The following is a 26394-nucleotide window of genomic DNA, read 5'->3' as shown; positions in this document are numbered from 1 at the left end:
ATTACTTCTTCAGCACTTCGACGCCCGGCAGCGGCTTGCCTTCCATCCATTCGAGGAAGGCGCCGCCGGCTGTCGAGATATAGGTGAAATCGTCGGCCACACCGGCATGGTTGAGCGCCGCCACGGTGTCGCCACCGCCGGCCACCGAGATCAGCTTGCCTTCCTTGGTGCGCTTGGCGGCATGCTTGGCTGCGACCACCGTGCCGCGGTCGAATGGCGCGATCTCGAACGCGCCCACCGGGCCATTCCACACCAGCGTCGCCGCGTCGTCGATGGCCGCATGAATGCGCTCGATTGATTGCGGGCCGACATCGAGGATCATGCCGTCTTCCGGGATCGCATCGAGGCCATAAGCCTGCGACGGCGTATTGGCTTCGAACTTGAACGCGACGGTCGCGTCCACCGGCAGGATGATCGCGCAGCCCGCGGCTTCCGCCTTTTCCAGAATGCGCAGCGCGGTTGGCGCGAGATCCTTTTCGCACAGGGACTTGCCGACGCCGATGCCCTGCGCATGCAGGAAGGTGTTAGCCATGCCGCCGCCGATCACCAGCGCTTGCACCTTGCTGACGAGGTTTTCCAGCAGGTCGATCTTGGTCGAGACTTTTGCGCCGCCGACGACAGCAATCACCGGGCGCTTCGGCGCGTCCAGCGCCTTGCCGAGCGCATCGAGCTCGGCCTGCATGGTGCGGCCGGCATAGGCCGGCAGCTTGTGGCCGAGGCCTTCGGTGGTGGCGTGCGCGCGATGTGCGGCGGAGAAGGCGTCATTGACCCAGATGTCGCCGAGTTTTGCGAGTTCGGCCACGAAAGCCGGATCGTTCTTTTCCTCGCCGGCGTGGAAGCGGGTGTTTTCCAGGCACAGGATGTCGCCATCCTTCATCGCGGCCACGGCTTTCTGGGCGGGCTCGCCGATGCAATCATCGGCGAAGGCGATCTGCTTGTTGAGGACATTGGCGAGCGCGGCAGCGACCGGCTTCAGCGAGTTCTTCTCGTCGCGGCCCTTGGGGCGGCCGAAATGCGCGAGCAGGATGACCTTGCCGCCTTTGTCGGAAATGCCGGTGATGGTCGGCGCGATGCGCTCGAGCCTCGTCGCGTCGGTGACCTTGCCGCTGTCCATGGGGACGTTGAGATCGACGCGCACGAGAACGCGCTTACCCTTCACATCGACATCATCGAGGGTGCGGAAAGAATTGGTCATGGTGATTGTCCCGGTCGCGGAGAGAGAAGGCGATCGACCGCGAGCGGGACCGCCGCACTATAAAAATGTCCCGGACGCATGTGGCGTCCGGGACATGCAGTTCAATTGCTCTTAGAGCAGCTTGCCCATCGCGACGGCCGTATCGGCCATGCGGTTGGAGAAGCCCCACTCGTTGTCATACCAGGAGAGCACACGCACCAGCGTGCCGTTCTGCACCTTGGTCTGGTCGAAAGCGAAGGTCGACGAGTGCGGATCGTGGTTGAAGTCGATCGACACATTCGGATGCGAAGTGGTGCCGAGCACGCCCTTCAGTTCGCCGGCGGCGGCCTTCTTGATGGCTTCGTTGATCTCTTCCTTGGTCGTCGCCTTCTTGGCGATGATCTTGAGATCGACGACCGAGACATTCGGGGTTGGCACGCGGATCGAGACGCCGTCGAGCTTGCCGGCCAGTTCAGGCATCACCAGGCCGATGGCCTTGGCGGCGCCTGTCGATGTCGGGATCATCGACATGGCAGCCGCACGGCCGCGATAGAGATCGCTGTGCAGGGTGTCGAGGGTCGGCTGGTCGCCGGTATAAGCGTGGATCGTGGTCATGAAGCCGGTTTCGATGCCGACGACTTCATTGAGCACCTTGGCGACCGGCGCCAGGCAGTTGGTGGTGCACGAACCGTTGGAGACGACCAGATGATCCTTGGTCAGGGTCTTGTGGTTGACGCCGTAAACGATGGTCGCATCGGCGCCGTCCGACGGCGCCGAAACCAGAACGCGCTTGGCGCCGGCGGTCAGATGCGCCGAGGCCTTCGCCTTGGCCGAGAAGATGCCGGTGCATTCGAGCGCGATGTCGATGCCGAGATCCTTCCACGGCAGCGCATTCGGATCGCGCTCCTTGGTGACCTTGATCTTGCCCTTGCCGAGATTGATGCTGTCGCCATCGACGGTGACTTCGCCAGGGAAACGGCCATGCACGCTGTCGAAGCGCAGCAGATGGGCATTGGTTTCGACCGGCCCGAGATCGTTGATGGCGACCACTTCGATGTCAGTGCGGCCCGACTCGTAGATCGCCCGCAGCACGTTGCGGCCGATGCGGCCAAAACCGTTGATCGAAACCCGGATCGCCATTCACTCTCTCCTTTTTGGCCCTGCTGAGTTTGAGGGCTCTATATAGTGGCCTTTATGGGCGTTTCATGCCCCGAATGAGACATTGGTGCAATGCGTCACATCACCAATGTCCCGGTAGCGTTAAGCCGCGTTGTGCTTGCGGGTAGCAGCGTCCACGACCGCTTCCGGCGTGATGCCGAACAGCTTGTAGAGCTCCTTCGCCGGAGCGCTGGAGCCAAAGCCCTTCATGCCGATGAAGATACCGTCGTGGCCGATCACCGAGTCCCAGCCGAAGCGCACGGCGGCTTCGACGGCGATCTTCACCGGCGCATCGCCGATGATGGCCTTCTGCTTGTCTTCCGGCTGTTCCAGCAGCAGTTCGAGTGACGGCACGGACACCACGCGGGTCGCGATGCCCTTCTCGGCCAGCGTCTTCTGCGCGGCGACGGCGATCTCGACTTCCGAACCCGAGGCGAAGATCGACACGGCGGCCTTGCCATTGGCGGCGACCAGCTCATAGCCGCCGTTGGCGCAGAGATTGTCGTCGTGATGCGTGGTGCGCACTGGCGTCAGGTTCTGGCGCGACAGGGCCAGCATAGTCGGACCGTTGGTCTTCTCCATCGCGAGCTGCCAGCACTCGGCGGTCTCCACCGTGTCGGCCGGGCGGAACACGCGCATGTTCGGCATCGCGCGCATGGCGGCGAGGTGCTCCACGGGCTGATGGGTCGGGCCGTCTTCGCCGAGACCGATCGAGTCGTGGGTCATGATGTAGATGACCGGGATCTGCGCCAGCGCCGAGATACGCATCGCCGGGCGCGCATAGTCGGTGAAGCACATGAAGGTCGCGCCGGCCGGGATGAAGCCGCCATGCAGCGCGATGCCGTTCATGGCGGCGGCCATGCCCATCTCGCGAATGCCGTAGTGAACGTAGCGGCCCTTGAAGTCGCCGGTCTTCACTTCGATCGCCTGCTTGGTGCGGGTGTTGTTCGACGGCGTGAGATCGGCGGAGCCGATCACCATTTCCGGCACCACCTGCACCAGCGCTTCGAGCGCGAGTTCGCTGGCCTTCCGGGTCGCGACGGTCTGCGGTTCGGCGACCAGCTTCTTCTTCAGCTCGCGAATAGCGCCTTCCATTGCCGCCGGACGCTTGTGAAGATCACGGCGGGTGAATTCGTCGCGCTTGTCGGCCGGCTGCGCGTCAAACCGCTTCTGCCAGTCGGCATGCGCAGTTGCGCCCTTCTTGCCCACATCGCGCCAGGCATTGAGAATGTCGTCCGGAATTTCGAACGGGCCGTAATCCCAGCCGAGCGCCTTCTTGGTCGCGGCGAGTTCTTCGGCGCCGAGCGGTTCGCCATGTGCCTTCGAGGTGCCGGCGCGCTTCGGCGAGCCAAAACCGATGGTCGTCTTGCAGGCGATCAGCGACGGGCGGTCCGACTTCTGCGCATCCTTGATCGCAGCAGCGATCGCATTCTGGTCGTGGCCGTCGATCTGCACGGCGTTCCAGCCATGGGCCTTGAAGCGCGCGACCTGATCGACGCTGTCGGTCAGCGACAGCGGACCGTCGATGGAGATGCCGTTGTCGTCATACAGGAAGATCAGCTTCGACAGCTTGAGATGGCCGGCCAGCGCCATGGCTTCGTGGCTGATGCCTTCCATCAGGTCGCCGTCCGAGCACAGCACGTAGGTGTAGTGATCGACGAGATCGCCATATTCGGCAGCCAGCATGCGCTCGGCGAGCGCGAAGCCCACCGAGGTGGCGACGCCCTGGCCGAGCGGGCCTGTGGTGGTTTCCACGCCCGAGGTGTGGAAGTTTTCCGGATGGCCCGGGGTCTTGGAATGCAGCTGGCGGAAGTTCTCGATCTGGTCGAGCGTCATCTCCTTGTTGCCCGTGAGGTAGAGCAGGGCATAGAGCAGCATCGAGCCGTGACCGGCCGAGAGGATGAAGCGGTCGCGGTCCGGCCACTTCGGATCGGCGGCGTCGAATTTCAGGAACTGGGTGAACAGCACGGTGGCGACATCGGCGGCGCCCATGGGCAGGCCGGGATGGCCGGAATTGGCCTTCTGCACGCCATCCATGGCCAAGGCACGAATTGCATTGGCCATTTTCGAGTGATCAACCTGCGCCATCGTATGTTCCGTCATATTTTTTGAAGTGGATCGCGTTGAAGGAGTGAACCGGCTGCAACCGCTGGGCGTGCGGCCATGCAGCATCTGCGGCATCGCATTGGAGAACGGGTGGATAGCACCTCGGTTCCTGGGAGTCCAAGCCATCCCCGGCCATCCCCGGAAGTCCAGCTTTGTCCGCAGGATAACCCCGGTTTTTGACCGCTTTGCGGTGCATAGCTTTTGTGCGGCGTTGCGTCCGGCGCCGCCCCCGCCTAAATTTCGAGCCTTAAACATTTGCTGCGACGTGCTTTTTGTCGTTGCGCCATCTCAATCAGGTCTCGCGTCGCCCGGTATGATCGAACGTCCCGCCCATCTGTCTGCCGCCGATCCCGCCAATGGCGGGACGCAGGAGATCGAGTCGGCGACCCGCCGGCTGATGGCGGCACTGGACGCGCTCGAAAGCGCGGTGGAACGCCGCCGCGAGGCCGATCGCGACGAGGACGAGCTGGCAGCGCGGATCCAGGCGCTGGGCGCCGACCGTTCCCGGCTCGCCGACGAGCTCGACGGCTCGCTGGTGAAGACCCGCAAACTCGAACGCACCAATCGCGACATTGCCGACAGGCTCGACACCGCCATCGGCACCATCCGTACGGTTCTGGCGGAGCAGGGCCGTGAGTGAGCATGACATGACCCACGTCAACGTCACCATCAATGGCCGGCAATATCGCATGGCCTGCGAGGAAGGGCAGGAGACCCGCCTGCTGCGGCTCGCGGAAAGCCTTGAAACGCGCGTGACCGGTCTGCGCGGGAAATTCGGCGAGATCGGCGATGCCCGCCTCACGGTGATGGCGGCGCTGATGGTGGCCGACGAATTGGTCGATGCCAACCAGCAGATCCGCGCGCTGCAGGAAGAACTGATGGCCCTGCGCGATGTCCGCGTCGTCGCTGCCGACCGCGCCCGCGCCACCCAGACTGCCGTCGCCGCCGCGCTCAACGCGGCCGCCGAGCGGATCGAGAAGACGACCCAGGTCCTCAACCGCACCATCGGCGGCGGCGTCGCGATCGGTTGATCCCGGCGTCCCCGCGTAGGCGGGGACCCATAACCTCAGACAAGGTAGTTTAAACGCCAGCGTTTTTCCCATCCCGCCTGTGTGTATGGGTCCCCGCCTGCGCGAGGACGACGCAGTCCCACTGGCGCATTCCACCCATAACCCCTACATTGCTCCAGCGAGGCTGCGTCGCGCGTCAGGAGCCATATATCCCCGGGGCCTTATCGATCCTTTAGGGAACTGTCCCTGGCCAGGTCCGTGGACCTGGACACACGGTGCCCACCTACTTTCGTAGGTGCTCCGGGATCGCGTGCTTCAACGGCCACCGTGGCTTCGCACTCTTCTTTTTTGAGCTGGACCGAGAAATGACGATGAAAGTCTCATTACCCGAAGAGTTCAGCACCTTCGTCGAGGCGCAGGTCGCGGACGGCCATTATGCGAGTTCGGACGAGCTGTTTCGCGACGCGTTGCGGCTGATGAAGGATCGGCACGAGCGGCTTGAATGGCTACGGCAAGCCTATCGCGAGGGCATCGAGAGTGGGTTCGATGATGAGCCGCTCGATTTCGAGGCCATCAAGGCAGACGGGCGCGCCCGCCTCGAAAAATTGAGGCGCCTCGAAGAAGCCAAAAGATGAGCCATGCAGCTGCGCACTTCGCGATATGTGCGCGGCGATCTCGATACGATCTGGATTTCCATTGCTAGGCACAATGTTTTGGCTGCGGATGCGTGGCTCGACAAGATTGAAGCTCGCTTCGCGCAACTCGCTGAATTTCCATATTCGGGCCCAGCCCATCCGGAAATTGTCTCTGACGTGCGGGCGCTGGTGGTCGAACGTTGGGTGATCATCTACCGCGTCACGGCGGATTGTGTGCAGATCGTCCGTATCGTGGATGGTGCCCGTGATCTGGCGGATTTGGACCTCCCAAACGAATAGCGCTAGGGTCGGCCGATGAGCCTGCCCACTCCCACCAAAACCGAACTCCGCATCGCCGCCCTCGCGCGGCGCTCTGCGCTGGGTGAGGCCACGCGCGATGCCGCTGCACGCGCGCTCGCCAATCACGCTTTCCCGCTGCCCATCACCCCCAGCAGCATCGTCGCCGGCTACTCCCCCATCCGTAGCGAGATCGATCCGGTCCCGCTGATGCAATCCCTCGCATCACATGGCGCGCGCCTCGCGCTCCCGGTCATCATCGCCCGCGACGAGCCGCTGATGTTCCGCGTCTGGAGCCCAGACAGTGCACTCATTGCCGGCTCGCTCGGCATCCTCGAACCGCCGCGGGAAGCGCCGCAGCTGATGCCCGATATACTGCTGGTGCCGCTCGCTGCCTTCGACCGTGCCGGACACCGCATCGGCTATGGTGCCGGCCATTACGACCGCACCTTCGCGCAGCTGCGCGCCATCAAACCTTTCACCGCCATCGGCCTTGCCTTCGATACCCAGGAGATCGAAGCCATTCCGATGCAACCGCACGACGTCGCGCTCGATTATGTGCTAACCGAGACGCGTGTGATCGACTTCCGGAGCAAATAGATTGCGTATTCTCTTCATCGGCGACGTCGTCGGCAAAACCGGCCGCGTGGTGATCCTCGACAAGCTTCCCGGCCTCATCAAGGAGTGGAAGCTCGATCTCGTCGTGATCAATGGCGAGAATGCCGCCGGCGGTTTCGGCATCACCGAGTCCATCTACAATGATCTGATCGATGCCGGTGCGGACGCGGTGACGCTCGGCAATCACGCCTGGAATCAGAAGGAAGCGCTGGTCTTCATCGAGCGCGCGCCGCGCCTGATCCGCCCGCTGAATTTCCCGCGCCATACGCCCGGCCGCGGCGCAGCTCTGGTCGATGCCAAGAACGGCGCCCGTGCACTGGTCATTAACGCGATGGGCCGCATCTTCATGGAGCCGCTGAACGATCCCTTCGCCGGCATCAACAAGGAGATCGAGGCCTGTCCGCTCGTGGACGCCGCCGACGCCATCGTCGTCGATTTCCATTGCGAGGCCACCAGCGAGAAGCAGGGCATGGGCCATTTCTGCGACGGCCGCGTCAGCCTCGTGGTCGGCACCCACACGCATATCCCGACGGCCGATCACCAGATCCTGCCGAACGGCACCGCTTACATGACCGATGCCGGCATGACCGGCGATTATGATTCCGTGATCGGCATGCAGAAGGAAGAACCGGTGCGCCGCTTCGTCACCGGCATCCCAAGCGGTCGCTTCGAGCCGGCCTTCGGCCCGGCAACGCTGTCGGGCGTTGCAGTGGAGACGGATGACAAAACGGGCCTGGCAACAAAGATCGCACCAGTGCGGCTTGGTGGGCGCCTGTCGCAGGCCGTGCCGGATTTTTGGTAGTTGTAGTTCGTAGGATGGGTAGAGCGAAGGCGCGTCAGCGCCAGAGCGAAACCCATCGGCGGAGCTTGCCGCAGCGACGGAATGATGGGTTTCGCTCCGCTCTACCCATCCTACGAAGCCGCATTTGCAACTAACCAAGCCGCCATCCGCGCGGCATCATGATCAGTCGGGTCGCGCCACCTCGCGATCTGCACTTTCGAGCAGAGGCGTGCCTCGCTCCTTCGCCCCAGTCGCTTGAGCCGTCGGCGTCGCAGCGCATCGGCCACCAGCAATGACCGACCGAGCGCGACGCCATTGCCATCGACAGCAGCCTGCAGCGTGCCGCTGATGTCGCGAAAGCGCATCGCTTCCGGCCGCGTGCTGTTGGGGCCGAGCCATGTCGTCCATGACCATTCAGGGCCCATGTCTTCGCCACGATGACCTTTCGCGAGCAGTGGCAGAGCAGACCATTCGTCATGCGGGCCATGACACTTGAGCAGTTTGGGCGAGACGATCGGAAATACGAACTCATCCGGAAATCGTACTTCGCATGGCCCCTCGGTGGAGGCTTCGCGCGGAATCCAGACAAGACCGAGATCTACATCGCCACGCGGTGCTGCCGGATCCCAGGTCATCACCTCGATCGCCAGGTCCGGAAAGGCCGCAGCCAAAGCCGGTAGCCGTGGCGAGAGCCACCAGTTGAGCAAGGCCGATCCGGTGCCGATGCGAAACGGCCTGACTTGCGGGCGGCCGCGCACATGGCGCCGCAGCCCCGACAGTGTGCCGAGCAGTGGCGTCAGTTCGTGCGACAGCCGGTGTCCGGCATCGGTGACACGCAATCCCGGATTCAAACGTTCGAACAGTGTGAGACCGAAATAGCGTTCGAGATCACGCAAGCGATGGCTGATCGCACTTTGGGTGAGGCCAAGCTCGGCTGCAGCCAGCGTCATGCTGCCGTGGCGGAGCACGGCATCGAAGGCAACCAGCGCGGCGAATGGCGGCAGGCGATGGGGCTGTGATGGCATCCCTGCATGAAATCAATTCATGAGGCTCGGCGCAATCTTCATTTGCTGATTTGTCGCGCCGCAACTCTATTCCGGCCATGAAGCAGATCCTTCGTCACGACCTCGCCTCGAATAGCCGCACCCGCACGATCGCCGCGACACTCGGCGTCGGTGCTTTTCTCACCCAGTTCGATGTCACCGCCATCATCATCGCCTTGCCGTCGATCGGAAACGATCTACACATGGGAATAGCGGGCCTCACTTGGGTCATCGACAGTTACAGCCTCGCCTTTACGGCTGCGCTGCTTGCGGCTGGCTCGCTTGCCGACAGATTTGGACGTCGCAGGATGCTGCTGACCGGCAACATGGTGTTTCTGCTGGCATCGCTAGTCTGTGGCATCGCCCGTAATGGCCCCGAACTCTGGACCGCGCGCGCGGTGCAGGGATCGGTGCCGCCTTGGTCGTCACCGGCGCCATCGCATCTATCGCAGCTCTCTTTCCAACGCCTGCCGCACGTGCGCGGGCCTTCGGCATCACCGGCGTGGTGGGCGGCATCGCCATGGCGCTCGGTCCGACGCTCGGTGCAGCCATTTCCGCGACCGTTGGGTGGCGATGGATTTTCTTTGCCAATGTGCCGGTCTGTCTATTGGTCGCGGTTGCGATTCCAAGGTTGATCGTCGAAGCGGAGGCAACGGCGCGGCGTCCGATCCAGTGGGCAGCCTTGGCCGTTCTCACCGCTGCGCTTGGCGGCATCATCGAGGCGTTCTTGCTAGCGCGTGACTCGTTACTGCTGATGGCCGTCGGTCTCGTCGCGGCCGTAGTGCTATTCGCCCTGTTCGTCAAAATGCAGCGCGGCGAGGCGTCACCCATGCTCGATCCCGTGATCTTCACGAGCCGACCGATGGGTGTGGCCATCACGCTGCTGATCGCCGTTTCCATCGGTTACTGGGCGCTTCTCGTCTATCTTCCGCCGTTTCTCGTCCGGGCCTATGGCTGGACTCATGAAGGTGCGGGGGTCGCCCTGCTGGCTACTACTTTGCCGATGTTGCTGCTGCCGCCGGTGGCCTCCTATGTCGTGCGAAATCTGGGTTGGCGGCGCCTGTTCGGTAGTGCGCTGTCATGCATGGCGTTTGGTGCCGTCCTGCTCGTCATCGCATCAAGTGCGGATGCTGCGATGTGGGGACTGGTCATAGCGCTTGCTGGCATGGGGATGATCGGAGCGGGCGCCGCATTGGTGCATCCGCAATTGTCCGGCGTGGTCGTCGAACTCCTGCCCGCAAATGCGTCCGGCATGGCCGCGGCTGTCACGGTCATCGCGCGACAGGGAGGATTCGCCATCGGTGTTGCGTTGCTCGGCGCTGCGATGCAGCCTATGCAGACCGCATCGGGATTTGCGGGGGTCTTCGCGATTGCTGCGTTGGCCTCAGCGCTGGGATGTGCGGCGTGTGCTTTACTTCCGTCGCAGCAAAAAACGGGGAAGCCGTAGCCCGGATGGAGCGAAGCGCAATCCGGGATTCTGGGTCTCACAAATCGCCGGTCCCCGGGTTTCGCTGCGCTCCACCCGGGCTACGCGACGGCGTCTGATCAATACTTCTCCGGCACATACATCTCCGCCGGCACGGGCGCGCGGTGGTAGTCGGGATTGCGCACGCGCTCCGGCAGGTTCACGGCCTCGTAGGGCAGGTCCTGATACGGAATCTGCTCGAGCAGATGCGAGATGCAGTTCAGGCGGGCCTTCTTCTTGTCCACGGCCTGCACCACATGCCACGGCGCTTCCGGGATGTGGGTGTGTTCGAGCATCGCTTCCTTGGCCTTGGTGTACTGCTCCCAGCGGGCGCGCGACTGCACGTCCATGGGGACAGCTTCCACTGCTTGAGCGGATCGGCGATGCGCATGGCGAAGCGGAGATGCTGCGCCTCGTCGGTGATCGAGAACCAGTATTTGATCAGGATGATGCCCGAGCGCACCAGCATGCGTTCGAATTCCGGCACGGTGCGGAAGAACTCTTCCACCTCGCTCTCGGTGCAGAAGCCCATCACGCGCTCGACGCCGGCGCGGTTGTACCAGGAGCGGTCGAACAGCACCATTTCGCCGCCAGCCGGCAGATGCGAGACATAGCGCTGGAAGTACCACTGGGTGCGCTCGCGCTCGTTCGGCGCGGGGAGCGCGGCGACGCGGCAGACACGCGGATTGAGGCGCTGGGTGATGCGCTTGATGACGCCGCCCTTGCCGGCGCTATCGCGGCCCTCGAAAATCACCACGACCTTCAGCTTCTCATGCTGCACCCAGCTCTGCAGCTTCACCAACTCGCCCTGCAGGCGGAATAATTCCTTGAAATAGGTGCGGCGATCCACCGATGAGGCCAGCGGTTCGCCGGCGACTTCGTCAGCCATCTGGTCGAGGCGGTCCTCGTCCAGTTCGAGCTCCATTTCCTCGTCATAGCTGTCGAGCATCTCCTCACGGACGCGGTCATGCATGGCCTTTGCATTGTCGGGGAGAGTTCGTTCATGGTCGCCTCGGGAAATGGAAATGGATGATCAATGTCAGCCCGTGGGGTTGAACCAATATCGAATGTCATTGGTATGACATCGGTTCCGGGGCTGCGTTGATCTGTCCCGTTCTGGTAGCCCGGATGGAGCGCAGCGCAATCCGGGATTCAGAGCCTCCGCATATTCGCCGGTCCCCGGATTACGCTGACGCTCCATCCGGGCTACACAGCACTTCACAGCTTATACGCCGTCCGGAACCCGCCCCAGTGCCGGCCTTTTACGCGCACCGGCACGTCGATCTCGCGCATCATCACGGTCTGGCCATTGCCCATGTCGCGGGCATAGCTCTGGATCAGATAGGCGCGGGTGTTGCGTCCGGCAGCGAGGCCTGCGGGATCGTTGAAGATGCGGCGGTTTCGGCAGTTGGCGGTGTTCCAGGCGACATCGCCCGGCCGCTGCGGTTTTGAATAGATGCCGTTATGCACGGGCAGATAACCGTTGCGGTCGATCATGGCGCAGAACGCCATGCGAGAATCCTTGGCGAGAAACGCATCCTGAAACGCCGGCAGCGCGCGATCGGCCCAAGTCAGGATTTTGGTGCGATATTGTAAGGGATTGCTGCCTGCGATCTCTTCATAGGTCTCGTCGAACATGTCATCGAGCGTGATCGCGCCGGATGCGATGCCGTCAGCGAAGATTGTGTTGAGCGCTGTGCCCGCATCGAGCGCGCGCGTCACGAATTCCATGTTCTCGTCATGGATCGCCCAGAGCCGGTCCTCGATCCGGCTGATGAATGGCGCATCCGGAGCAATGAAGCGCGCCTGTGCGCCGCCTTTGTCATGCGCCTCGATGCGGAGCCGACAGGCGCCGATATCGCCGAACTCTGCCGACAGCACGTCGTGCAGCGGCAGGCGTGCCGCATCCGGTCCGCCGATCAGCACGCCGTCCATGGCGATCTCATAGACGGGGGCGCGCAGCCTGCCGCTCCGCGTCTCGATCGCAATTTCGAGATGGCAGGGCAGCCGTTCGCGCTTGCGTTGTTCGTCGCTACTGGCGTCCTGCTTCAGGAGCACCGCGCAGCGTGACTTCAGCTTCGACGCAAACAGCGTCACCGCTGCGCCGGCCTGCGCGACTTCTTCGCCATGCGCCGCCGCTTCCTTCGCCGCGTGATCGATCTCAAGCGCGCTGTCGCCGACAGCGACGATGAATTGCGACGCCGATGCGGCATTGTTCGACATGTCGCTGGTGGTGGCGTTCTGCTCGGCGACGGCGCCGTTCACATGCGAGAATACCGGGCGGATGGCTTCGATCGCATGGGAGATGCGATGCACGGCCTCCACCGAACTCGCTGCGTCGCGCTGCAGCGCGTCGATCTTGCGCTTGATTTCGTCGGTGGCGCCTTGAGTCTGCACGGCGAGCGCCTTCACCTCGGTTGCCACCACGGCGAAGCCGCGGCCGGCGGCGCCAGCGCGCGCGGCCTCGATGGTCGCATTGAGAGCGAGCATCGTTGTCTGCCGCGCGATCTGCGCGATCAGTTCGAGCACCTGGCCAATGGCGGCCGAGGACTCGCGCAGACGGTCGACATTGATACTGGCATCATGGGCGGCGGCGCCGGCTTCATCGGCGAGCTTGCTGGCATCGCGCACCTGCGCGCCGATGGCTTCGGCCGAATGCGTGAACTTGTCGGCGGCATGGGCGAAGGTCGTCGCGGTGGTCTGGGCGTTCGTGCTGCGATCGGCGAGGGCGTCGGTGCGGGAGCGGATCGCAGCGAGCGATGCCGCGGTGGAATCGGCGCCACCGGCGACCGAATGCGCGGCCTTTTCCAGCTGGCGGACCAGGCCGCCAAGCTCGAGTTCCAGCAATGCCAGAATGTCCTGGGCCGGATGGTGTTCGGGCTCTGCCGGGGGTGCCGAAGCCGCTGTGACTTGCGGCGTATCGATCGACGCAGCCGGATCGGGCTGCTGCTTGCGAAACAGTCCAAATGCCATCATCAATCTCTTTGGTGCAATCTATGCGGGTATCCTTACACCCGAGTGTGAAGTGATCGTTAAACGCGTCAGGCGTGTGGTCGCGTCATGCGGTCACAAGCGTCATATTTTTGATTTTGCAGGATTCGCGGCCTATAACCCCGCGCCACAGCCCATCATTCTAGTCGGACGATCGAGAGAGACCGCATGGCCGGACATTCCCAATTCAAGAACATCATGCACCGCAAGGGCCGCCAGGATGCCCAGAAGTCCAAGTTGTTCTCAAAACTGGCGCGCGAAATTACCGTGGCGGCCAAACTGGGAACGCCGGATCCGGCGATGAATGCGCGCCTGCGCTCCGCCGTGATCGCGGCCCGCCAGGAGAACATGCCGCGCGACAATATCGAACGCGCCATCAAGAAGGCGATCGGCACCGAAGGCGAGAACTATGATGAAATCCGCTACGAGGGCTATGGCCCCGGCGGCGTCGCCGTGATCGTCCAGGCGCTGACCGACAACCGCAACCGCGCGGCGTCGGACATCCGCTCCTTCTTCACCAAGTCCGGCGGCAATATGGGGGAAACCGGTTCGGTGTCCTTCATGTTCGATCATGTCGGCCTGATCGAATACGATGCCGGCAAGGCGTCTGCCGATGACATGCTGGAAGCGGCGATCGAAGCCGGTGCCGACGACGTGGTGTCCGGCGAAGACGGCCACGAAATCTATTCGTCGCAGGACGGTTTCCACGAAGTCGCCAAGGCGCTGGAAGCCAAATACGGCGAAGCCCGCAAGGCCGCGCTGATCTGGAAGCCGCAAAACACCATCGCGGTGGATGACGAGACCGGCGAGAAGCTGATGAAGCTGATGGATTTGCTGAACGACCATGACGATGTGCAGCACGTCTATTCGAACTTCGAAATCTCGGAAGCCTTGATGGCGAAGCTGGGCGGCTGATCGAGCGCCACAGCCAGTGATTTCCCTCCCCGGAGCGAAGCGAATGGGGAGGGTGGCCGATAGGCGGGGGCTTGCCCCGGCGAAGCTCGAAGAGCGAAGACGGTGGGGTCTATCCCCACGTGACGTCGGAGTTTGTTGAGGCACCCCACCCGTCTCGAACGCTGCGCGTTCGATCCACCCTCCCCACGGCGCGGCTGCGCCGCTTGGGGGAGGGAAAAACAAGTGCGCAGCGCGCGAGACGTCAGTTCCTACTTTGTTCTTGACGAAATTCCCATGATGCTGCATACCCCTCCCGTCTTGTTCGCGAGGGGGCGCTTCATGAGGCGTTCTTGGAGTGGGACAGGATGCGGCGCCCGCGGTCTGCCTCGCAAGCAGAACTCGGGAGGCCGGGGGCCACCGTCACTCCCCACTACGGGGGAGAGCCGATAGTTCGGCTGCGACGGCACTGGCGAACGGCGGAGAAATCCGTCGGGATCAGCGTCTGCCGAAGCCTGCTGCCGCAGGCCGGGCGGAGGCGATGCGCCGGTGTGCGACAGAACGGTCCTCTCGCCAAAAGTCCCGCGGTGGCGCGCCGTAAGGCGTTGCGCGGCTCAGGTTTGCTGGCGTTCCAGCAGGCAGGGGCAGCGTCAAGTTCCACCTTCCGCGCCTTACGGCGTGCCGCCTCCCCTCATGTGGAGGGGGGTCTACCCGACGCCTTGGACGCTTCACGCGTTGCGAGGTCGGTTTGGCTCGGCTGCAACAGTTTGCGTAACATTCGGGGACAGATGCCACAGATGCCTGCGTTTCAATTCCGTTCGCTGCCCCCGGCGCTATCACCAAGCCATGACCGTGTCTTCGATTCGCGCGCCCGTTCGCATCATCGGCATCGACCCCGGCCTGCGCCGCACCGGCTGGGGCGTGATCGAGACGCTCGGCAACAAGCTCACTTACATCGCATGCGGATCCGTGGAGCCGCCGGAGACGCTGCCGCTGGCCAGCCGTCTGCTCGGCATCCATGAAGGCCTCACCAAGGTACTCAACGAATTTCAGCCGATGGAGGCTGCGGTGGAGCAGACCTTCGTCAACAAGGATGGCGCGGCGACGCTGAAGCTCGGCCAGGCGCGCGGCATCGCGATGATGTCGCCAGCGATGTTCGGCATCGATGTCGCCGAATACATGCCGAACCTCGTCAAGAAGACCGTGGTCGGCGCCGGCCATGCCGACAAGAACCAGATCCAGGTGATGTTGAAAATCCTGCTGCCCAAGGCCGAATTCAAGCGCGCCGACGCGGCCGATGCATTGGCGATTGCCATCACGCACGCGCATCACCGCAGTAGCGCGATGCTGCGAAAGGCGGTGATGGCATGATCGAGATTTATCGAACCGACTTGCTTCTCTTCCCCTCTCCCCTTGTGGGAGAGGTTGGATCGAACGCAAAGCGTTCGAGACGGGTGAGGGGTAGCCGCAAGCTCCGAGCCTGGCATTACCCCTCATCCGTCGCAGCCTTCGGCTGCGCCACCTTCTCCCACCCTGCACAGCTTCGCTGTGCTTGGGGGAGGAGAAGGAAGGGGCGCGCATCATGATCGGCAAGCTCAAAGGCATCATCGACTCTTATGGTGACGACTATGTGATCCTCGACGTGCAGGGCGTCGGCTATCAGGTGCATTGTTCGGCGCGCACGCTGCAGGCGCTGCCGCAGGCCGGCGAAGCGGCGGCGCTGTCCATCGAGACTTATGTCCGCGAAGATCAGATCAAGCTGTTCGGCTTCCGCTCCGACATGGAGCGCGAATGGTTTCGCTTGCTGCAGACCGTGCAGGGCGTCGGTGCGCGCGTGGCGCTCGCGGTGCTCTCCACATTGACGCCGTCCGAACTCGCCAATGCCATCGCGCTGCGCGACAAGGCAGCCGTTGCGCGCACGCCGGGCGTCGGCCCGAAAGTCGCCGAGCGCATCGTGTCGGAATTGAAAGATAAGGCACCTGCCTTCGCCTCGGTCGATCCGGTGGTGGCGCAAATGGCGGGCGCCGTTGCCGATGACAACGCACCACGTGCTGTCAGCGATGCCATCTCCGCACTCGTCAATCTCGGCTATGGCCAGCCGCAAGCCGCTGCTGCCGTTGCTGCCGCGTCGCGCAGCGCAGGCGAGGGTGCCGAGACCGCAATGCTCATTCGCCTCGGCCTCAAGGAGCTTGCGAAGTGAGTAACGGACACACACAGCAGCTCGCGTTCATCGCCCCCTCTCCCGCTCTTGCGGGGAGGGCCGGGGTGGGGGCTGCCCCACGTTCCGGCGCTCGCGGCGGCACCCCCACCCTAACCCTCCCCGCAAGCGGGAGAGGGGACGGGCCGCGTATGTGCTAGGCTCTGCGCATGAATACGCCACCTGACCGCCTGATCACATCGGAGCGCCGCTCCGACGATGTCGGCGATACCGTCCTTCGCCCGCAGGCGCTGTCCGATTTCGTCGGCCAGGCGCAGGCCCGCGCCAATCTGCAGATTTTCATCGACGCCGCCCGCAAGCGCGGCGAGGCGCTGGATCACACGTTGTTCGTCGGTCCGCCCGGCCTCGGCAAGACCACGCTGGCGCAGATCGTCGCCCGCGAACTCGGCGTCGGGTTTCGCGCGACGTCGGGGCCTGTGATCTCGAAGGCCGGTGATCTCGCGGCACTCCTCACCAATCTCGAAGAACGCGACGTGCTGTTCATCGACGAGATCCATCGCCTCAATCCAAATGTGGAAGAGGTGCTTTATCCGGCGATGGAAGACTTCCAGCTCGACCTCATCATCGGCGAGGGCCCGGCGGCGCGTTCGGTGAAGATCGAATTGTCGAAATTCACGCTGGTCGGCGCCACCACGCGCGCGGGCCTGCTCACCAATCCGCTGCGCGACCGCTTCGGCATTCCGCTGCGGCTGAATTTCTACACCATCGACGAACTCGAAAAGATCGTCACCCGCGGCGCCCGCGTCCTCGATATCGGCATGACGCCGGAAGGCGCCAATGAAATCGCCCGTCGCGCCCGCGGCACGCCGCGCATCGCCGGTCGCTTGCTGCGCCGTGTCCGCGACTTCGCCTCCGCTGCCGATGCGGCCGCGATCGATCGCAAAATTGCCGACCACGCGCTCAGCGCGCTCGAAGTCGATAGCGCCGGCCTCGATGCCATGGATCGCCGCTATCTCACCACCATCGCCATGAATTATGGCGGTGGCCCCGTCGGCGTCGAGACCATGGCCGCCGCGCTCTCCGAACCGCGCGATGCCATCGAGGACATCATCGAGCCCTATCTGATCCAGTGCGGCTACCTCCAGCGCACCCCGCGCGGACGCCTGCTCACCTCGCACGCGTTCAAGCATCTCGGACTGACGGAGCCGAAGCGGGATGTCGGGCAGGGAGGGCTGTTCGGCGGGGAGGAAGATTAAGCCGACGTGTGGCTTTAGCGTCGAAAGTTGCTATATTTGCCAAGGTTGTTGAGGATGAGCCGATGAATACAACTGTTGTTGTGGACGGTAAATTACTCGATCAGGCGCGCGAATATAGCGATGCGTTGGAGAACTCCGAGCTCGTCCAAGAAGCTCTGAGAGCATTCATTCGGCGCGAGGCCGCTAGGCATCTTGCTGACCTTGGCGGCTCGATGCCCGATGCCGAAGCGCCGCCTCGTCGTAGATGGGAGCCATGATCCTCCCCGATACATCGGTCTGGATCGATCATTTTCGCGGCGGCGAAAAGCTGCTGGCGCCGCTTCTTCGCAGCGAAGATCTGTTGTTGCATCCTTTTGTCATCGGGGAGCTCGCGGTCGGGCCTCTGCCGCGTCGCGCAGACACGATCAGGCGACTTAAGCTGCAGATACAGGCTCCGATCATTGATCCACCCGACGTCCTTGCTTTTATCGAGCAACACGCGCTTTTCGGTCGTGGCCTCAGCTATGTTGATGTTCAGCTGCTAGCCTCGGTTCATGCGCTCGTGAATACCCGGTTATGGACAACGGACAAGCGGCTTGATATCGCGGCCGATCAGCTCGGGATTGCGTACAAGTCCAAGGAATAGTTGACGAATGACCTCCCATCTCGACGGCGTCATCGCCGATGGCGTCCATCGCATGCAGGTGCGTGTCTATTACGAGGACACCGATTTCTCCGGCATCGTCTATCACGCCAACTACCTGCGCTTTATGGAGCGCGGGCGGACCAATTATCTGCGGCTGCTCGGCGCCGACCAGCATGCACTGTTCGCCGAGGCCGAAAGCGAAGCGCCGGGTTTTGCCTTCGTCGTCCGCGTCATGCAGCTCGATTTTCTCAAACCGTCGAAGATGGACGACCTGCTCGACGTCCTGACGCGCCCGCTCGATGTGAAGGGCGCTTCCATCACGCTGCATCAGGAAGTGCGGAGGGGCGACGAGCTGCTGCTCGAAGCCAAGGTGAAGGTGGCCTTTGTTTCCGGCGGCCGCGCGCGGCCGATTCCGAAAGCGCTGCGCATCGCGATGAAGGCCGATCAGGTTTAGTGATCGGCCGATAGGCAAGTTGCCATCGACTCTTCAAAATTCAGGACTACACTTCGGCAAAAAATCAGACACCGAGGTGCTCCATGTCCCGGCCGCCATTTCCGCCCTTCACCCGCGAGACTGCCGCCCAGAAGGCCCGCATGGCCGAGGATGGCTGGAATTCGCGCGATCCGGTGAAGGTCTCGCTGGCCTATACTGAGGACAGTGTCTGGCGCAATCGCGGCGAGTTCTTCCAGGGCCGTCCGGCGATCGTCGCATTCCTCACCCGCAAATGGGAGAAGGAACACGACTATCGCCTGATCAAGGATCTCTGGGCGTTCACGGAAAACCGTATCGCGGTGCGCTTCCAGTATGAATGGCACGACGACGCGGGCACCTGGCACCGGTCCTATGGCAATGAGCAATGGGAATTCGACGATGCCGGCCTGATGCGTCGGCGCGAGGCCAGCATCAACGATGTCGTGATCGCCGAGAAGGATCGTCGCTTCCTGTGGCCGGCCCCGGGCCCGCGCCCGGCGGATGTGCAGGGCCTCGGCACCGATCCATTCTGATTTATTCCGCCAGGATCATAGCGGGCTGTTATCGACCACGAATTCGACGCGCTCGGCGACGAAGCGCGAATGCGTACAGTGCAGCGGCGTGCCGTCGGCATCCACGTCGAGGGAATCGACGATCAGGATGGGGCGGCCGAGGGCCACGCCCAGCCGCGTCGCATCGGTGGCATCGATAATGCCTGCCGTCACCCGCGTCGAGGCCCGGCGGTAGTCCTTGATGCCGTAATGCGCCAGCGCCTTGGTCATTGAGCGCATGCGCTCATAGATCTTGCCGAAATCAGGGAAGCGTTCTGCCGACAGCCAGTTGGTGCCGACGCAGATCGGTGTCTTGTCGGCAAGCCGCAAGGCCTCGATACGGATCAGCGCCGCGCCGGTCTTGAGGCCGAGCTGCTTGGCGAGTTCGCGGGTCGCCACATCGTCCCATGCGCCGATCAGCTGCGCCTGGGGCTCACGGCCGCCGGCGCCGGCGATTTCCGAAAAGCGCGTGCGCGAGCGCAGCGGATAAGCCAGCTTTGGCGATTCCACATAGGTGCCGCTGCCGCGCTCGGCGCGCACCATGCCGCGCTCGGCTAAAGTCGCCAGGGCACGGCGCACCGTGTGGCGATTGACGCGATAGGTATCGGCCAGCTCGGTTTCCCCGGGTAGTTTTTCGCCGGCCGGAAAGCGCCCGTCGGCGATCCCGCGCTCGATCCCGTCGGCTACATGCCGCCACAATGCAACGCCGGTCGGCTTGTCCTGAATGGTCACAAATCACTTCCTGAATGTCCGTCGCACCAGCGATACCCAAAAATCATGTCACTGTCACGAAACGGTCATTGCGTCCTCCTATAAAGTTGTCTAGTAAATCATACAACTTGTCGAGCGGCGGTGACATGATGCAAGCCCCTTCAAACGACCTGCAAGCGCGGCGCCAGGAGGCGATGAGCGTCCTCGGGCACAGCGCGACGGCTGAAATCGCCCGGCATTTCGATGGCATTGCGGTGCCCGATCACGAACAGTTGCGGACGCCGGAAAATGGCCTGGTGATGTTACGCGGCCGGATCGGCGGCGATGGCGCGCCTTTCAATCTTGGTGAAGCCACGGTGTCGCGCGCTGCGATCAGGCTGTCGTCAGGCGAGGTCGGCTTCGGTTACACGCTCGGCCGCGATGGCGCCAAGGCACAGCTGATCGCGCTCTGCGATGCGCTGATCCAGACCTCTCAATTTGCAGGCACGATCGAAACGAATGTCCTGACGCCGCTGCGTGCGCGCGTTTTGGCAGAGCGCAAGCGCAAGGCTGCGGAAACAGCGGCCACGAAGGTCGATTTCTACACGCTCGTGCGCGGGGAGAGCTGAACATGACGACGATTGCAGAAATGCCGGCCGGTTTCGCTGACAAGGTTCTCGCCGCGCAATCGACGTTTCGCACGGTCATGGATGCGATGGCGCGTCCCGGCAGCGTGCAGCTCATTCGCGCAGTGTCCGGCGTGCCAGCGCCGATGATGCGCGGTGCCGCGGCGATCGCGCTGACGCTGTTCGATCAGGATACGCCCGTGTGGCTCGATGCGAAGCTTGCTGCGAATGACGATGTGGCCAAGTGGATCAAGTTTCACACCAGCGCGCCGGTGATTGCCGACGCAGCCGCGAGCAGCTTCGCGGTCATCGCCGATCCCATCAAGCTGCCGGAATTCGATAGCTTCGCGCTCGGCACGCCCGAATATCCGGATCGCTCGACCACGATCATTCTGCAGGTGGCAAGCCTGCAGGAAGGTCCCGCTTATGAACTGAGCGGCCCGGGCATCGATGGCACGACGATCCTGCGCGCAGCCATCGGCGTGCCGGATCTGATCGATCGATTGGCCGAGAATGCGCGGCGCTTTCCGCGCGGTATCGATCTGCTGCTGGTCTCCGGTGAGTCAATTGTCGCATTGCCGCGCACCACGCGCCTCGTCGCGCGGGAGGGCTGAATATGTATGTTGCCGTCAAGGGTGGTGAACGCGCCATTGAAAATGCCCATCGGCTGCTGGCGCATGAGCGCCGCGGTGATCGCGATGTGCCCGAAGTGTCGCTGGATCAGATATCGAACCAGCTCGGCCTCGCCGTCGATCGCGTGATGACCGAGGGCTCGCTTTATGATCGCGAACTGGCTGCGCTGGCCATCAAGCAGGCGCGTGGCGACATGATCGAAGCGATCTTCCTGCTGCGGGCTTTCCGCGCGACCCTGCCGCGCTTTGGCTCGAGCGAGCCTGTCGATACCGCGAAGATGCAGGTGCGTCGTCGCGTGTCCTCGACTTTCAAGGATATGCCTGGCGGTCAGGTGCTTGGCCCGACCTTTGACTATACGCATCGTCTGCTTGATCCGTCGCTGATGAGCGAGGGATCGCCGGAGCAACCGAATGTGGTGGCCGAAGCGGAGCCCGGCATCATGCCGCGCGTCACGGATATCCTCGGGCGTGACGGCTTGATCGAGCAGTCGCCCACTGAAGATTCAGAAAAGCCCGTCGGCGATCTGACGCGCGATTCTCTGAGCTTCCCCGCCGATCGCGATCTGCGTCTGCAGAATCTCGCGCGTGGTGATGAAGGCTATCTGCTCGCGCTTGGTTATTCGACGCAGCGCGGCTATGGCCGCAATCATCCCTTTGCCGGCGAAATCCGCCTCGGTGAGGTGGAGGTTGAATTCGTCGCCGAAGATGTCGGCTTTGCGGTGCCGCTCGGCTCGATCACGCTGACTGAATGCCAGATGGTCAACCAGTTCAAGGGCAGCGAGACCGAAGCCCCGTGCTTCACGCGCGGCTATGGACTCGCCTTCGGGCAATGTGAGCGCAAGGTGATGTCGATGGCGCTGGTCGATCGTGCGCTGCGTGCGCGCGAACTCGGCGAGGACGTCAAGGCGCCCGCGCAGGACGAGGAATTCGTGCTGTCGCATTCCGATAATGTGCAGTCGACCGGCTTCGTCGAGCATCTCAAGCTGCCGCACTACGTGGATTTCCAGTCCGAACTCGGGTTGCTGCGAAAACTGCGCAAGGAATTCGCCGAGGCCAATGAAGCGCCGATGCCTATGCAGGAGGCCGCGGAATGAACGCGCCGACTTACAACTTTGCTTATCTCGACGAACAGACCAAGCGGATGATCCGCCGCGCGATCCTAAAGGCGATCGCGATCCCGGGCTATCAGGTGCCGTTCGCGTCGCGCGAAATGCCGATGCCTTATGGCTGGGGAACCGGCGGCGTGCAGGTGACGGCGGCGATTCTCGGTGTGGATGACAAGCTCAAGGTCATCGACCAGGGTTCCGATGACACGACGAATGCGATCTCGATCCGCAAATTCTTCGAGAAGACCGCAGGCGTTGCCGTGACGACGAACACGGCAGACGCGACGGTGATCCAGACGCGCCATCGCATTCCGGAAGCGAAGCTCGGCGCGCATCAGGTGCTGGTCTATCAGGTGCCGATACCCGAGCCGCTGCGGTTCCTCGAACCGCGCGAGACCGAGACGCGCCGCATGCATGCGCTGGCCGAATATGGCCTGATCCATGTGAAGCTGTATGAGGACATTGCGCGCTTCGGCCACATCGCCACGGCCTATGCCTATCCGGTGAAGGTCAATGCGCGCTATGTGATGGATCCGTCGCCGACGCCGAAATTCGACAATCCGAAGATGGACAATTGCGACGCGCTACAGTTGTTCGGTGCCGGTCGCGAGAAGCGCATTTACGCGATCCCGCCATACACCAAGGTGCAGTCGCTGGATTTCGAGGATCATCCGTTCGAGCCCTACAAGCACAAAGCGTGTTGTGCGCTGTGCAACGCCGAGGACTCCTATCTCGACGAGATCGTCACCGACGACAAGGGCAGCCGCATGTTCGTCTGCTCCGACACCGATTATTGCGAGACACGACAGGCGCAGGGCCATCGTGGCAGCGAGAACGCATCGCCTTTCGCGGAGAGCCGTCATGCTTGATCGCACCACCACATTGCAGGACGACGCGCCGCTGTTGATCGCGGAAGGGCTCGGCAAGACCTATGGCAGACTGCAGGCCTGCCGTGACGTCTCCTTTAAGCTCTATCCCGGCGAAGTACTGGCGATTGTCGGCGAGAGCGGTTCGGGCAAGTCGACGCTGCTGCAGCTCCTGTCGGCGCAACTCGCGCCGAATTCCGGCCGCGTCTCCTACCGCATGCGCGACGGCATCACGCGCGATCTCGCGGCGATGGGTGAGGCCGAACGCCGGCTTCTGTTCCGCACCGACTGGGGCTTTGTGCATCAGGATCCCGCTATGGGCCTGCGCATGGCCGTTTCGGCCGGCGCCAATGTTGGCGAGAGGTTGATGGCCGTCGGCCACAATCACTATGGCAAGATCCGCGAAACGGCGACGACATGGCTCGAGCGCGTCGAAATCTCCGGCAGCCGCATCGACGATGCGCCACGCACTTATTCCGGCGGCATGCGCCAGCGCCTGCAGATCGCGCGCAATCTCGTCACCGAGCCGCGCCTCGTCTTCATGGATGAGCCGACCGGCGGGCTGGATGTCTCCGTGCAGGCGCGGCTGCTGGACATGATGCGATCATTGGTCGGTGAGCTGGGCTTGTCGGCCATCGTCGTGACCCATGACCTCGCGGTGGCGCGGCTGTTGTCGCATCGCGTGATGGTGATGCAGGGCGGCCGGGTGATCGAGACCGGCCTGACCGACCAGGTGCTCGACGATCCCCGCGAGCCCTATACGCAACTGCTCGTTTCTTCGATCCTGCCGGCGTGAGGACACCATGACTGCGATGATCGAACTCCGGAATGCCGAAAAGACCTTCGTCATGCACCTGCAGGGTGGCATTCGGCTGCCGGTGATGCATGGCGTCACGTTTGACGTGAATGCCGGCGAATGCGTCGTGCTGTCCGGCCCGTCCGGCGCCGGCAAGTCGTCGATCCTGAAAATGATCTTCGGCAATTACCGCTGCGACGGCGGTACCATCACGGTGCGTCATCTCGGCACATTCGTCGATGTCGCCAGCGCCGAGCCGCGCCAGATCCTCAGCGTCCGTCGCGACACTATCGGCTATGTCAGCCAGTTTCTGCGCGCGGTTCCGCGTGTGGCGGCGATCGATGTGGTTGCCGAGCCCTTGCTGAACGCCGGCGTCAGCCGCGAGGAGGCGCATGCGCGCGCGGGCGCGTTGCTGAAGCGGCTGAATATCGGCGAGCGCCTCTGGCAGTTGCCGCCATCGACCTTCTCCGGCGGTGAGCAGCAGCGCGTGAATATCGCGCGCGGCTTCATCTCCGATCTACCTATCCTCCTGCTCGACGAGCCGACCGCGTCGCTGGATGCGGCCAATCGCGCCGTGGTGGTCGATCTCGTCGCCGAGAAAAAACGTGCTGACGTGGCCATGGTGGCCATTGTCCATGACGACGAAGTGCGGCATCTGATCGCCGACCGGTTGATCGATGTCACATCCTTCGCCGCTGCTGCCTGAAAGGGAGACCATGAGCGCTTCATCGACTGAAACCGTCATCGGCAACGCCAGGCTCGTTCTGGCCGATCGCGTCATCGACAAGGGTTGGGTGGCCTTTGCCAATGGCCAAGTGGCCGAGTTCGGCGAAGGCGATGCGCCACGCGGGTTTGAGGACGCGCGGGGCGATCTGGTGATGCCCGGTCTGGTCGAACTGCATACCGATCATCTCGAGGCGCATTTCATGCCGCGTCCGAAGGTGTTCTGGGATCCGATTTCTGCGGTGGTCTCGTATGATGGCCAGCTCGCCACGTCGGGCATCACCACGGTGCTCGATTCCGTGCGGGTCGGGTGTGAGGATTCGAGCCAGGGCATCGACAGCTATGCCGAGCTTCTGGTGGATTCGATCGCCAATGCCGGCAAGGCCGATCTCCTGCGCGTCGAACATTTCCTGCATCTGCGCTGTGAGATTCCGATGCCGTCGGTGGTCGAGGAAGCGAAGGCGCTGCTGGGGAAGACCGAGGTGCGGCTGATGTCGCTGATGGATCACACACCCGGCCAGCGCCAATTCCGCGACGAAGAGAAGTTGCGCACTTATTATCGCGGCAAGAGCGGCAAGACCGATGCTGAACTTGATCTCCTGTTCGCCAATCGGCTCGCCTGCCAGCAGCAATATGCAGCCGCCAATACGCGCGCGATCGTGACGCTCGCGCATGCCAATAACATCCCGCTGGCCAGCCATGACGACACGACCGATGAGAACGTCAGCGAGGCGGTCTCTGACAAGGTGTCGGTGGCGGAGTTTCCGACCACATTCGAAGCCGCGCATGGTTTGCACAAGGCCGGCATCGGCATCCTGATGGGCGCGCCGAATGTGGTCCGCAACGGTTCGCATTCCGGCAATATCGCTGCCATCGATCTCGCCCGCGAAGGCATGCTCGATATCCTGTCGTCGGACTATGTCCCGTCGAGCCTTTTGATGGGCGCGCTGCAGCTCGCCAGTAAGGTGCCGGCGATCGATCTCGCCAGCGCCGTCCGCACAGTTACCAAGCGGCCGGCGGAAGCGATTGGCCTGATGGATCGCGGCGAGATTGCGATCGGCAAGCGCGCCGATGTGATCCGCGTTCATGTCGCCCATGATGTGCCGGTGGTGCGCAGCGTGTGGCGGGAAGGGCAGCGTGTGGCATGACCGACCTCGCAGCGATCCCCGAGCTTCAGGCGAAGATCGGACCGGGCCGGCTGGTGCTGGTCGTCGGGCCGTCAGGCGCCGGCAAGGATACGCTGCTGGGTCTGGCGCAGGCTGCTCTGGCTGATGACCACGACGTCGTCTTCGTCCGCCGCGTGGTGACGCGCGAGGCGTCCGCCCATGAGAATAATGTGCAGGTGACGCCTGACGCATTCCGCGCCGCCAGGGAAGATGGCGCCTTCGCCATTGATTGGGAAGCGCATGGGCTTTGCTATGCGCTGCCGCGGTCGATCGACGATGACATCCGCGCCGGCCGCAACGTCGTCGCCAATATCTCGCGCACAGTGATCCCAGCGCTGCGCACGGCCTATGCCGATGTGGTCGTGGTTTCCATTACAGCACCGCCTGAGGTGCTTGCCGCACGGCTTGCGTCACGGGCACGCGCCAGCGATGGGCCGCTCAGTGATCGCCTGAAGCGCAGCGTGGAGACATCCGGCGCCGACGTCACCATCAATAATGTCAGCAAGGCCGATGCGCATGCCGCCGAACTGATCGGGATCATCAAGGGACGGTAGACAC

28 protein-coding genes, 1 other RNA gene and 2 pseudogenes are annotated in these 26394 nt (G+C 63.1%); 24 read left to right on the top strand and 7 right to left on the bottom strand.

Features of this window, described 5'->3' with window-relative positions; translation table 11 throughout:
- Position 1 precedes the first annotated feature (1 nt).
- From RPMA_RS23225 to tkt, 3 genes are all read right to left on the bottom strand, one after another.
- Positions 2-1195, bottom strand: coding sequence for a phosphoglycerate kinase (locus RPMA_RS23225; RefSeq protein ID WP_211910023.1), 1194 nt, complete (start codon positions 1193-1195; stop codon positions 2-4).
- A 111-nt stretch (positions 1196-1306) separates the two neighbouring features.
- Positions 1307-2314, bottom strand: coding sequence for a type I glyceraldehyde-3-phosphate dehydrogenase (gap, locus tag RPMA_RS23220; protein ID WP_211910022.1), 1008 nt, complete (start codon positions 2312-2314; stop codon positions 1307-1309).
- A 120-nt stretch (positions 2315-2434) separates the two neighbouring features.
- The gene (gene tkt / locus RPMA_RS23215; protein ID WP_211910021.1) at positions 2435-4420 is read right to left on the bottom strand and encodes a transketolase; all 1986 of its coding nucleotides are present in this window, start codon (positions 4418-4420) and stop codon (positions 2435-2437) included.
- A gap of 331 nt (positions 4421-4751) precedes the next feature.
- Here tkt and RPMA_RS23210 point away from each other — a divergent pair, with 331 nt between their 5' ends.
- The 7 genes from RPMA_RS23210 to RPMA_RS23180 all read left to right on the top strand — a co-directional run bounded on the left by RPMA_RS23210 (position 4752) and on the right by RPMA_RS23180 (position 7800).
- On the top strand, positions 4752-5078 hold the full coding sequence (locus RPMA_RS23210; RefSeq protein WP_211910020.1) for a DUF4164 domain-containing protein: 327 nt from the start codon (positions 4752-4754) through the stop codon (positions 5076-5078).
- A gap of 7 nt (positions 5079-5085) precedes the next feature.
- On the top strand, positions 5086-5469 hold the full coding sequence (locus RPMA_RS23205) for a cell division protein ZapA (RefSeq protein ID WP_211913791.1): 384 nt from the start codon (positions 5086-5088) through the stop codon (positions 5467-5469).
- 157 nt (positions 5470-5626) lie between these two features.
- Positions 5627-5786: non-coding RNA, 6S RNA (gene ssrS, locus RPMA_RS23200), on the top strand.
- A gap of 27 nt (positions 5787-5813) precedes the next feature.
- Positions 5814-6083 carry a type II toxin-antitoxin system ParD family antitoxin gene (locus RPMA_RS23195; protein ID WP_211910019.1) on the top strand — a complete coding sequence of 90 codons (270 nt, stop codon included), beginning with the start codon at positions 5814-5816 and terminating at the stop codon, positions 6081-6083.
- Positions 6084-6086: 3 nt separating this feature from the next.
- Entirely contained in the window at positions 6087-6383 is a 297-nt protein-coding gene (locus tag RPMA_RS23190) for a type II toxin-antitoxin system RelE/ParE family toxin (RefSeq protein ID WP_211910018.1), read from the top strand.
- 15 nt (positions 6384-6398) lie between these two features.
- Complete coding sequence (locus RPMA_RS23185) at positions 6399-6980, top strand: 5-formyltetrahydrofolate cyclo-ligase (RefSeq protein WP_211910017.1); 582 nt, start codon at positions 6399-6401, stop codon at positions 6978-6980.
- 1 nt (position 6981) lies between these two features.
- Entirely contained in the window at positions 6982-7800 is an 819-nt protein-coding gene (locus tag RPMA_RS23180) for a TIGR00282 family metallophosphoesterase (protein WP_211910016.1), read from the top strand.
- Positions 7801-7910: 110 nt separating this feature from the next.
- Here RPMA_RS23180 and RPMA_RS23175 read toward each other — a convergent pair whose 3' ends face one another.
- Complete coding sequence (locus tag RPMA_RS23175) at positions 7911-8804, bottom strand: LysR family transcriptional regulator (RefSeq protein WP_211910015.1); 894 nt, start codon at positions 8802-8804, stop codon at positions 7911-7913.
- Between the two features lie 77 nt (positions 8805-8881).
- Here RPMA_RS23175 and RPMA_RS23170 point away from each other — a divergent pair.
- Positions 8882-10269: pseudogene (locus RPMA_RS23170) on the top strand (MFS transporter).
- Positions 10270-10367: 98 nt separating this feature from the next.
- Here the strand turns inward: RPMA_RS23170 and ppk2 are convergent.
- A pseudogene (ppk2, locus tag RPMA_RS23165) lies at positions 10368-11260 on the bottom strand (polyphosphate kinase 2).
- 245 nt (positions 11261-11505) lie between these two features.
- Positions 11506-13260 (bottom strand): methyl-accepting chemotaxis protein, encoded by a 1755-nt coding sequence (locus tag RPMA_RS23160; protein ID WP_211913790.1) that lies wholly within the window; start codon positions 13258-13260, stop codon positions 11506-11508.
- A gap of 186 nt (positions 13261-13446) precedes the next feature.
- Between RPMA_RS23160 and RPMA_RS23155 the strand changes: the two genes are divergently transcribed.
- The 8 genes from RPMA_RS23155 to RPMA_RS23120 all read left to right on the top strand — a co-directional run bounded on the left by RPMA_RS23155 (position 13447) and on the right by RPMA_RS23120 (position 19213).
- Positions 13447-14193 (top strand): YebC/PmpR family DNA-binding transcriptional regulator, encoded by a 747-nt coding sequence (locus RPMA_RS23155; RefSeq protein ID WP_211910014.1) that lies wholly within the window; start codon positions 13447-13449, stop codon positions 14191-14193.
- A gap of 822 nt (positions 14194-15015) precedes the next feature.
- Complete coding sequence (gene ruvC / locus RPMA_RS23150; protein WP_211910013.1) at positions 15016-15540, top strand: crossover junction endodeoxyribonuclease RuvC; 525 nt, start codon at positions 15016-15018, stop codon at positions 15538-15540.
- 211 nt (positions 15541-15751) lie between these two features.
- Positions 15752-16369, top strand: a complete 618-nt coding sequence (gene ruvA, locus RPMA_RS23145) for a Holliday junction branch migration protein RuvA (RefSeq protein WP_211910012.1) — start codon at positions 15752-15754, stop codon at positions 16367-16369.
- 167 nt (positions 16370-16536) lie between these two features.
- Positions 16537-17583 carry a Holliday junction branch migration DNA helicase RuvB gene (gene ruvB / locus RPMA_RS23140; protein ID WP_211910011.1) on the top strand — a complete coding sequence of 349 codons (1047 nt, stop codon included), beginning with the start codon at positions 16537-16539 and terminating at the stop codon, positions 17581-17583.
- Between the two features lie 62 nt (positions 17584-17645).
- Positions 17646-17840, top strand: coding sequence for a type II toxin-antitoxin system VapB family antitoxin (locus RPMA_RS23135; protein WP_211910010.1), 195 nt, complete (start codon positions 17646-17648; stop codon positions 17838-17840).
- Positions 17837-18208: a type II toxin-antitoxin system VapC family toxin gene (locus RPMA_RS23130; protein ID WP_211910009.1), complete on the top strand. Its 372-nt coding sequence runs from the start codon at positions 17837-17839 to the stop codon at positions 18206-18208. The genes RPMA_RS23135 and RPMA_RS23130 overlap by 4 nt, the downstream gene beginning before the upstream one ends.
- A 7-nt stretch (positions 18209-18215) precedes the next feature.
- Complete coding sequence (ybgC, locus tag RPMA_RS23125) at positions 18216-18662, top strand: tol-pal system-associated acyl-CoA thioesterase (protein ID WP_211910008.1); 447 nt, start codon at positions 18216-18218, stop codon at positions 18660-18662.
- A gap of 83 nt (positions 18663-18745) precedes the next feature.
- On the top strand, positions 18746-19213 hold the full coding sequence (locus tag RPMA_RS23120; RefSeq protein WP_211910007.1) for a nuclear transport factor 2 family protein: 468 nt from the start codon (positions 18746-18748) through the stop codon (positions 19211-19213).
- Between the two features lie 15 nt (positions 19214-19228).
- Here RPMA_RS23120 and phnF read toward each other — a convergent pair whose 3' ends face one another.
- The gene (gene phnF / locus RPMA_RS23115) at positions 19229-19963 is read right to left on the bottom strand and encodes a phosphonate metabolism transcriptional regulator PhnF (RefSeq protein WP_211910006.1); all 735 of its coding nucleotides are present in this window, start codon (positions 19961-19963) and stop codon (positions 19229-19231) included.
- Positions 19964-20136: 173 nt separating this feature from the next.
- Here phnF and phnG point away from each other — a divergent pair, with 173 nt between their 5' ends.
- Genes phnG through phnN form a run of 8 tightly spaced genes read left to right on the top strand, consistent with a single transcriptional unit; the run spans position 20137 to position 26390 of the window.
- Complete coding sequence (phnG, locus tag RPMA_RS23110) at positions 20137-20550, top strand: phosphonate C-P lyase system protein PhnG (RefSeq protein WP_249225361.1); 414 nt, start codon at positions 20137-20139, stop codon at positions 20548-20550.
- A 2-nt stretch (positions 20551-20552) separates the two neighbouring features.
- Complete coding sequence (phnH, locus tag RPMA_RS23105) at positions 20553-21161, top strand: phosphonate C-P lyase system protein PhnH (RefSeq protein ID WP_211910005.1); 609 nt, start codon at positions 20553-20555, stop codon at positions 21159-21161.
- Positions 21162-21163: 2 nt separating this feature from the next.
- Positions 21164-22273, top strand: a complete 1110-nt coding sequence (locus tag RPMA_RS23100; RefSeq protein WP_211910004.1) for a carbon-phosphorus lyase complex subunit PhnI — start codon at positions 21164-21166, stop codon at positions 22271-22273.
- The gene (locus tag RPMA_RS23095) at positions 22270-23154 is read left to right on the top strand and encodes an alpha-D-ribose 1-methylphosphonate 5-phosphate C-P-lyase PhnJ (protein WP_211910003.1); all 885 of its coding nucleotides are present in this window, start codon (positions 22270-22272) and stop codon (positions 23152-23154) included. Before RPMA_RS23100 ends, RPMA_RS23095 begins: the two co-directional genes overlap by 4 nt.
- A complete protein-coding gene (phnK, locus tag RPMA_RS23090) occupies positions 23147-23947 on the top strand; it encodes a phosphonate C-P lyase system protein PhnK (RefSeq protein ID WP_211910002.1) in 801 nt (266 codons plus the stop codon). Before RPMA_RS23095 ends, phnK begins: the two co-directional genes overlap by 8 nt.
- A gap of 7 nt (positions 23948-23954) precedes the next feature.
- The gene (phnL, locus tag RPMA_RS23085) at positions 23955-24653 is read left to right on the top strand and encodes a phosphonate C-P lyase system protein PhnL (RefSeq protein WP_211910001.1); all 699 of its coding nucleotides are present in this window, start codon (positions 23955-23957) and stop codon (positions 24651-24653) included.
- A gap of 10 nt (positions 24654-24663) precedes the next feature.
- Complete coding sequence (locus RPMA_RS23080; RefSeq protein WP_211910000.1) at positions 24664-25818, top strand: alpha-D-ribose 1-methylphosphonate 5-triphosphate diphosphatase; 1155 nt, start codon at positions 24664-24666, stop codon at positions 25816-25818.
- Positions 25815-26390, top strand: a complete 576-nt coding sequence (phnN, locus tag RPMA_RS23075) for a phosphonate metabolism protein/1,5-bisphosphokinase (PRPP-forming) PhnN (protein WP_211909999.1) — start codon at positions 25815-25817, stop codon at positions 26388-26390. The genes RPMA_RS23080 and phnN overlap by 4 nt, the downstream gene beginning before the upstream one ends.
- Positions 26391-26394 lie beyond the last annotated feature (4 nt).

The sequence above is a fragment of the Tardiphaga alba genome (genome assembly GCF_018279705.1).
Classification (GTDB): Bacteria; Pseudomonadota; Alphaproteobacteria; order Rhizobiales; family Xanthobacteraceae; genus Tardiphaga; species Tardiphaga alba.
Note: the sequence above shows the minus strand (reverse complement) of the source record. Positions and strands in the feature narration are given on the sequence as shown.

What these genes read in the sequence shown, in the direction of transcription:
- RPMA_RS23225 (WP_211910023.1), bottom strand. Translation starts at nt 1,195, where the DNA reads ATGACCAATTCTTTCCGCACCCTCGATGATGTCGATGTGAAGGGTAAG.
- gap (WP_211910022.1), bottom strand. Translation starts at nt 2,314, where the DNA reads ATGGCGATCCGGGTTTCGATCAACGGTTTTGGCCGCATCGGCCGCAAC.
- tkt (WP_211910021.1), bottom strand. Translation starts at nt 4,420, where the DNA reads ATGGCGCAGGTTGATCACTCGAAAATGGCCAATGCAATTCGTGCCTTG.
- RPMA_RS23210 (WP_211910020.1), top strand. Translation starts at nt 4,752, where the DNA reads ATGATCGAACGTCCCGCCCATCTGTCTGCCGCCGATCCCGCCAATGGC.
- RPMA_RS23205 (WP_211913791.1), top strand. Translation starts at nt 5,086, where the DNA reads ATGACCCACGTCAACGTCACCATCAATGGCCGGCAATATCGCATGGCC.
- RPMA_RS23195 (WP_211910019.1), top strand. Translation starts at nt 5,814, where the DNA reads ATGACGATGAAAGTCTCATTACCCGAAGAGTTCAGCACCTTCGTCGAG.
- RPMA_RS23190 (WP_211910018.1), top strand. Translation starts at nt 6,087, where the DNA reads ATGCAGCTGCGCACTTCGCGATATGTGCGCGGCGATCTCGATACGATC.
- RPMA_RS23185 (WP_211910017.1), top strand. Translation starts at nt 6,399, where the DNA reads ATGAGCCTGCCCACTCCCACCAAAACCGAACTCCGCATCGCCGCCCTC.
- RPMA_RS23175 (WP_211910015.1), bottom strand. Translation starts at nt 8,804, where the DNA reads ATGCCATCACAGCCCCATCGCCTGCCGCCATTCGCCGCGCTGGTTGCC.
- RPMA_RS23160 (WP_211913790.1), bottom strand. Translation starts at nt 13,260, where the DNA reads ATGGCATTTGGACTGTTTCGCAAGCAGCAGCCCGATCCGGCTGCGTCG.
- RPMA_RS23155 (WP_211910014.1), top strand. Translation starts at nt 13,447, where the DNA reads ATGGCCGGACATTCCCAATTCAAGAACATCATGCACCGCAAGGGCCGC.
- ruvC (WP_211910013.1), top strand. Translation starts at nt 15,016, where the DNA reads ATGACCGTGTCTTCGATTCGCGCGCCCGTTCGCATCATCGGCATCGAC.
- ruvA (WP_211910012.1), top strand. Translation starts at nt 15,752, where the DNA reads ATGATCGGCAAGCTCAAAGGCATCATCGACTCTTATGGTGACGACTAT.
- ruvB (WP_211910011.1), top strand. Translation starts at nt 16,537, where the DNA reads ATGAATACGCCACCTGACCGCCTGATCACATCGGAGCGCCGCTCCGAC.
- RPMA_RS23135 (WP_211910010.1), top strand. Translation starts at nt 17,646, where the DNA reads ATGAATACAACTGTTGTTGTGGACGGTAAATTACTCGATCAGGCGCGC.
- RPMA_RS23130 (WP_211910009.1), top strand. Translation starts at nt 17,837, where the DNA reads ATGATCCTCCCCGATACATCGGTCTGGATCGATCATTTTCGCGGCGGC.
- ybgC (WP_211910008.1), top strand. Translation starts at nt 18,216, where the DNA reads ATGACCTCCCATCTCGACGGCGTCATCGCCGATGGCGTCCATCGCATG.
- RPMA_RS23120 (WP_211910007.1), top strand. Translation starts at nt 18,746, where the DNA reads ATGTCCCGGCCGCCATTTCCGCCCTTCACCCGCGAGACTGCCGCCCAG.
- phnG (WP_249225361.1), top strand. Translation starts at nt 20,137, where the DNA reads ATGAGCGTCCTCGGGCACAGCGCGACGGCTGAAATCGCCCGGCATTTC.
- phnH (WP_211910005.1), top strand. Translation starts at nt 20,553, where the DNA reads ATGACGACGATTGCAGAAATGCCGGCCGGTTTCGCTGACAAGGTTCTC.
- RPMA_RS23100 (WP_211910004.1), top strand. Translation starts at nt 21,164, where the DNA reads ATGTATGTTGCCGTCAAGGGTGGTGAACGCGCCATTGAAAATGCCCAT.
- RPMA_RS23095 (WP_211910003.1), top strand. Translation starts at nt 22,270, where the DNA reads ATGAACGCGCCGACTTACAACTTTGCTTATCTCGACGAACAGACCAAG.
- phnK (WP_211910002.1), top strand. Translation starts at nt 23,147, where the DNA reads ATGCTTGATCGCACCACCACATTGCAGGACGACGCGCCGCTGTTGATC.
- phnL (WP_211910001.1), top strand. Translation starts at nt 23,955, where the DNA reads ATGACTGCGATGATCGAACTCCGGAATGCCGAAAAGACCTTCGTCATG.
- RPMA_RS23080 (WP_211910000.1), top strand. Translation starts at nt 24,664, where the DNA reads ATGAGCGCTTCATCGACTGAAACCGTCATCGGCAACGCCAGGCTCGTT.
- phnN (WP_211909999.1), top strand. Translation starts at nt 25,815, where the DNA reads ATGACCGACCTCGCAGCGATCCCCGAGCTTCAGGCGAAGATCGGACCG.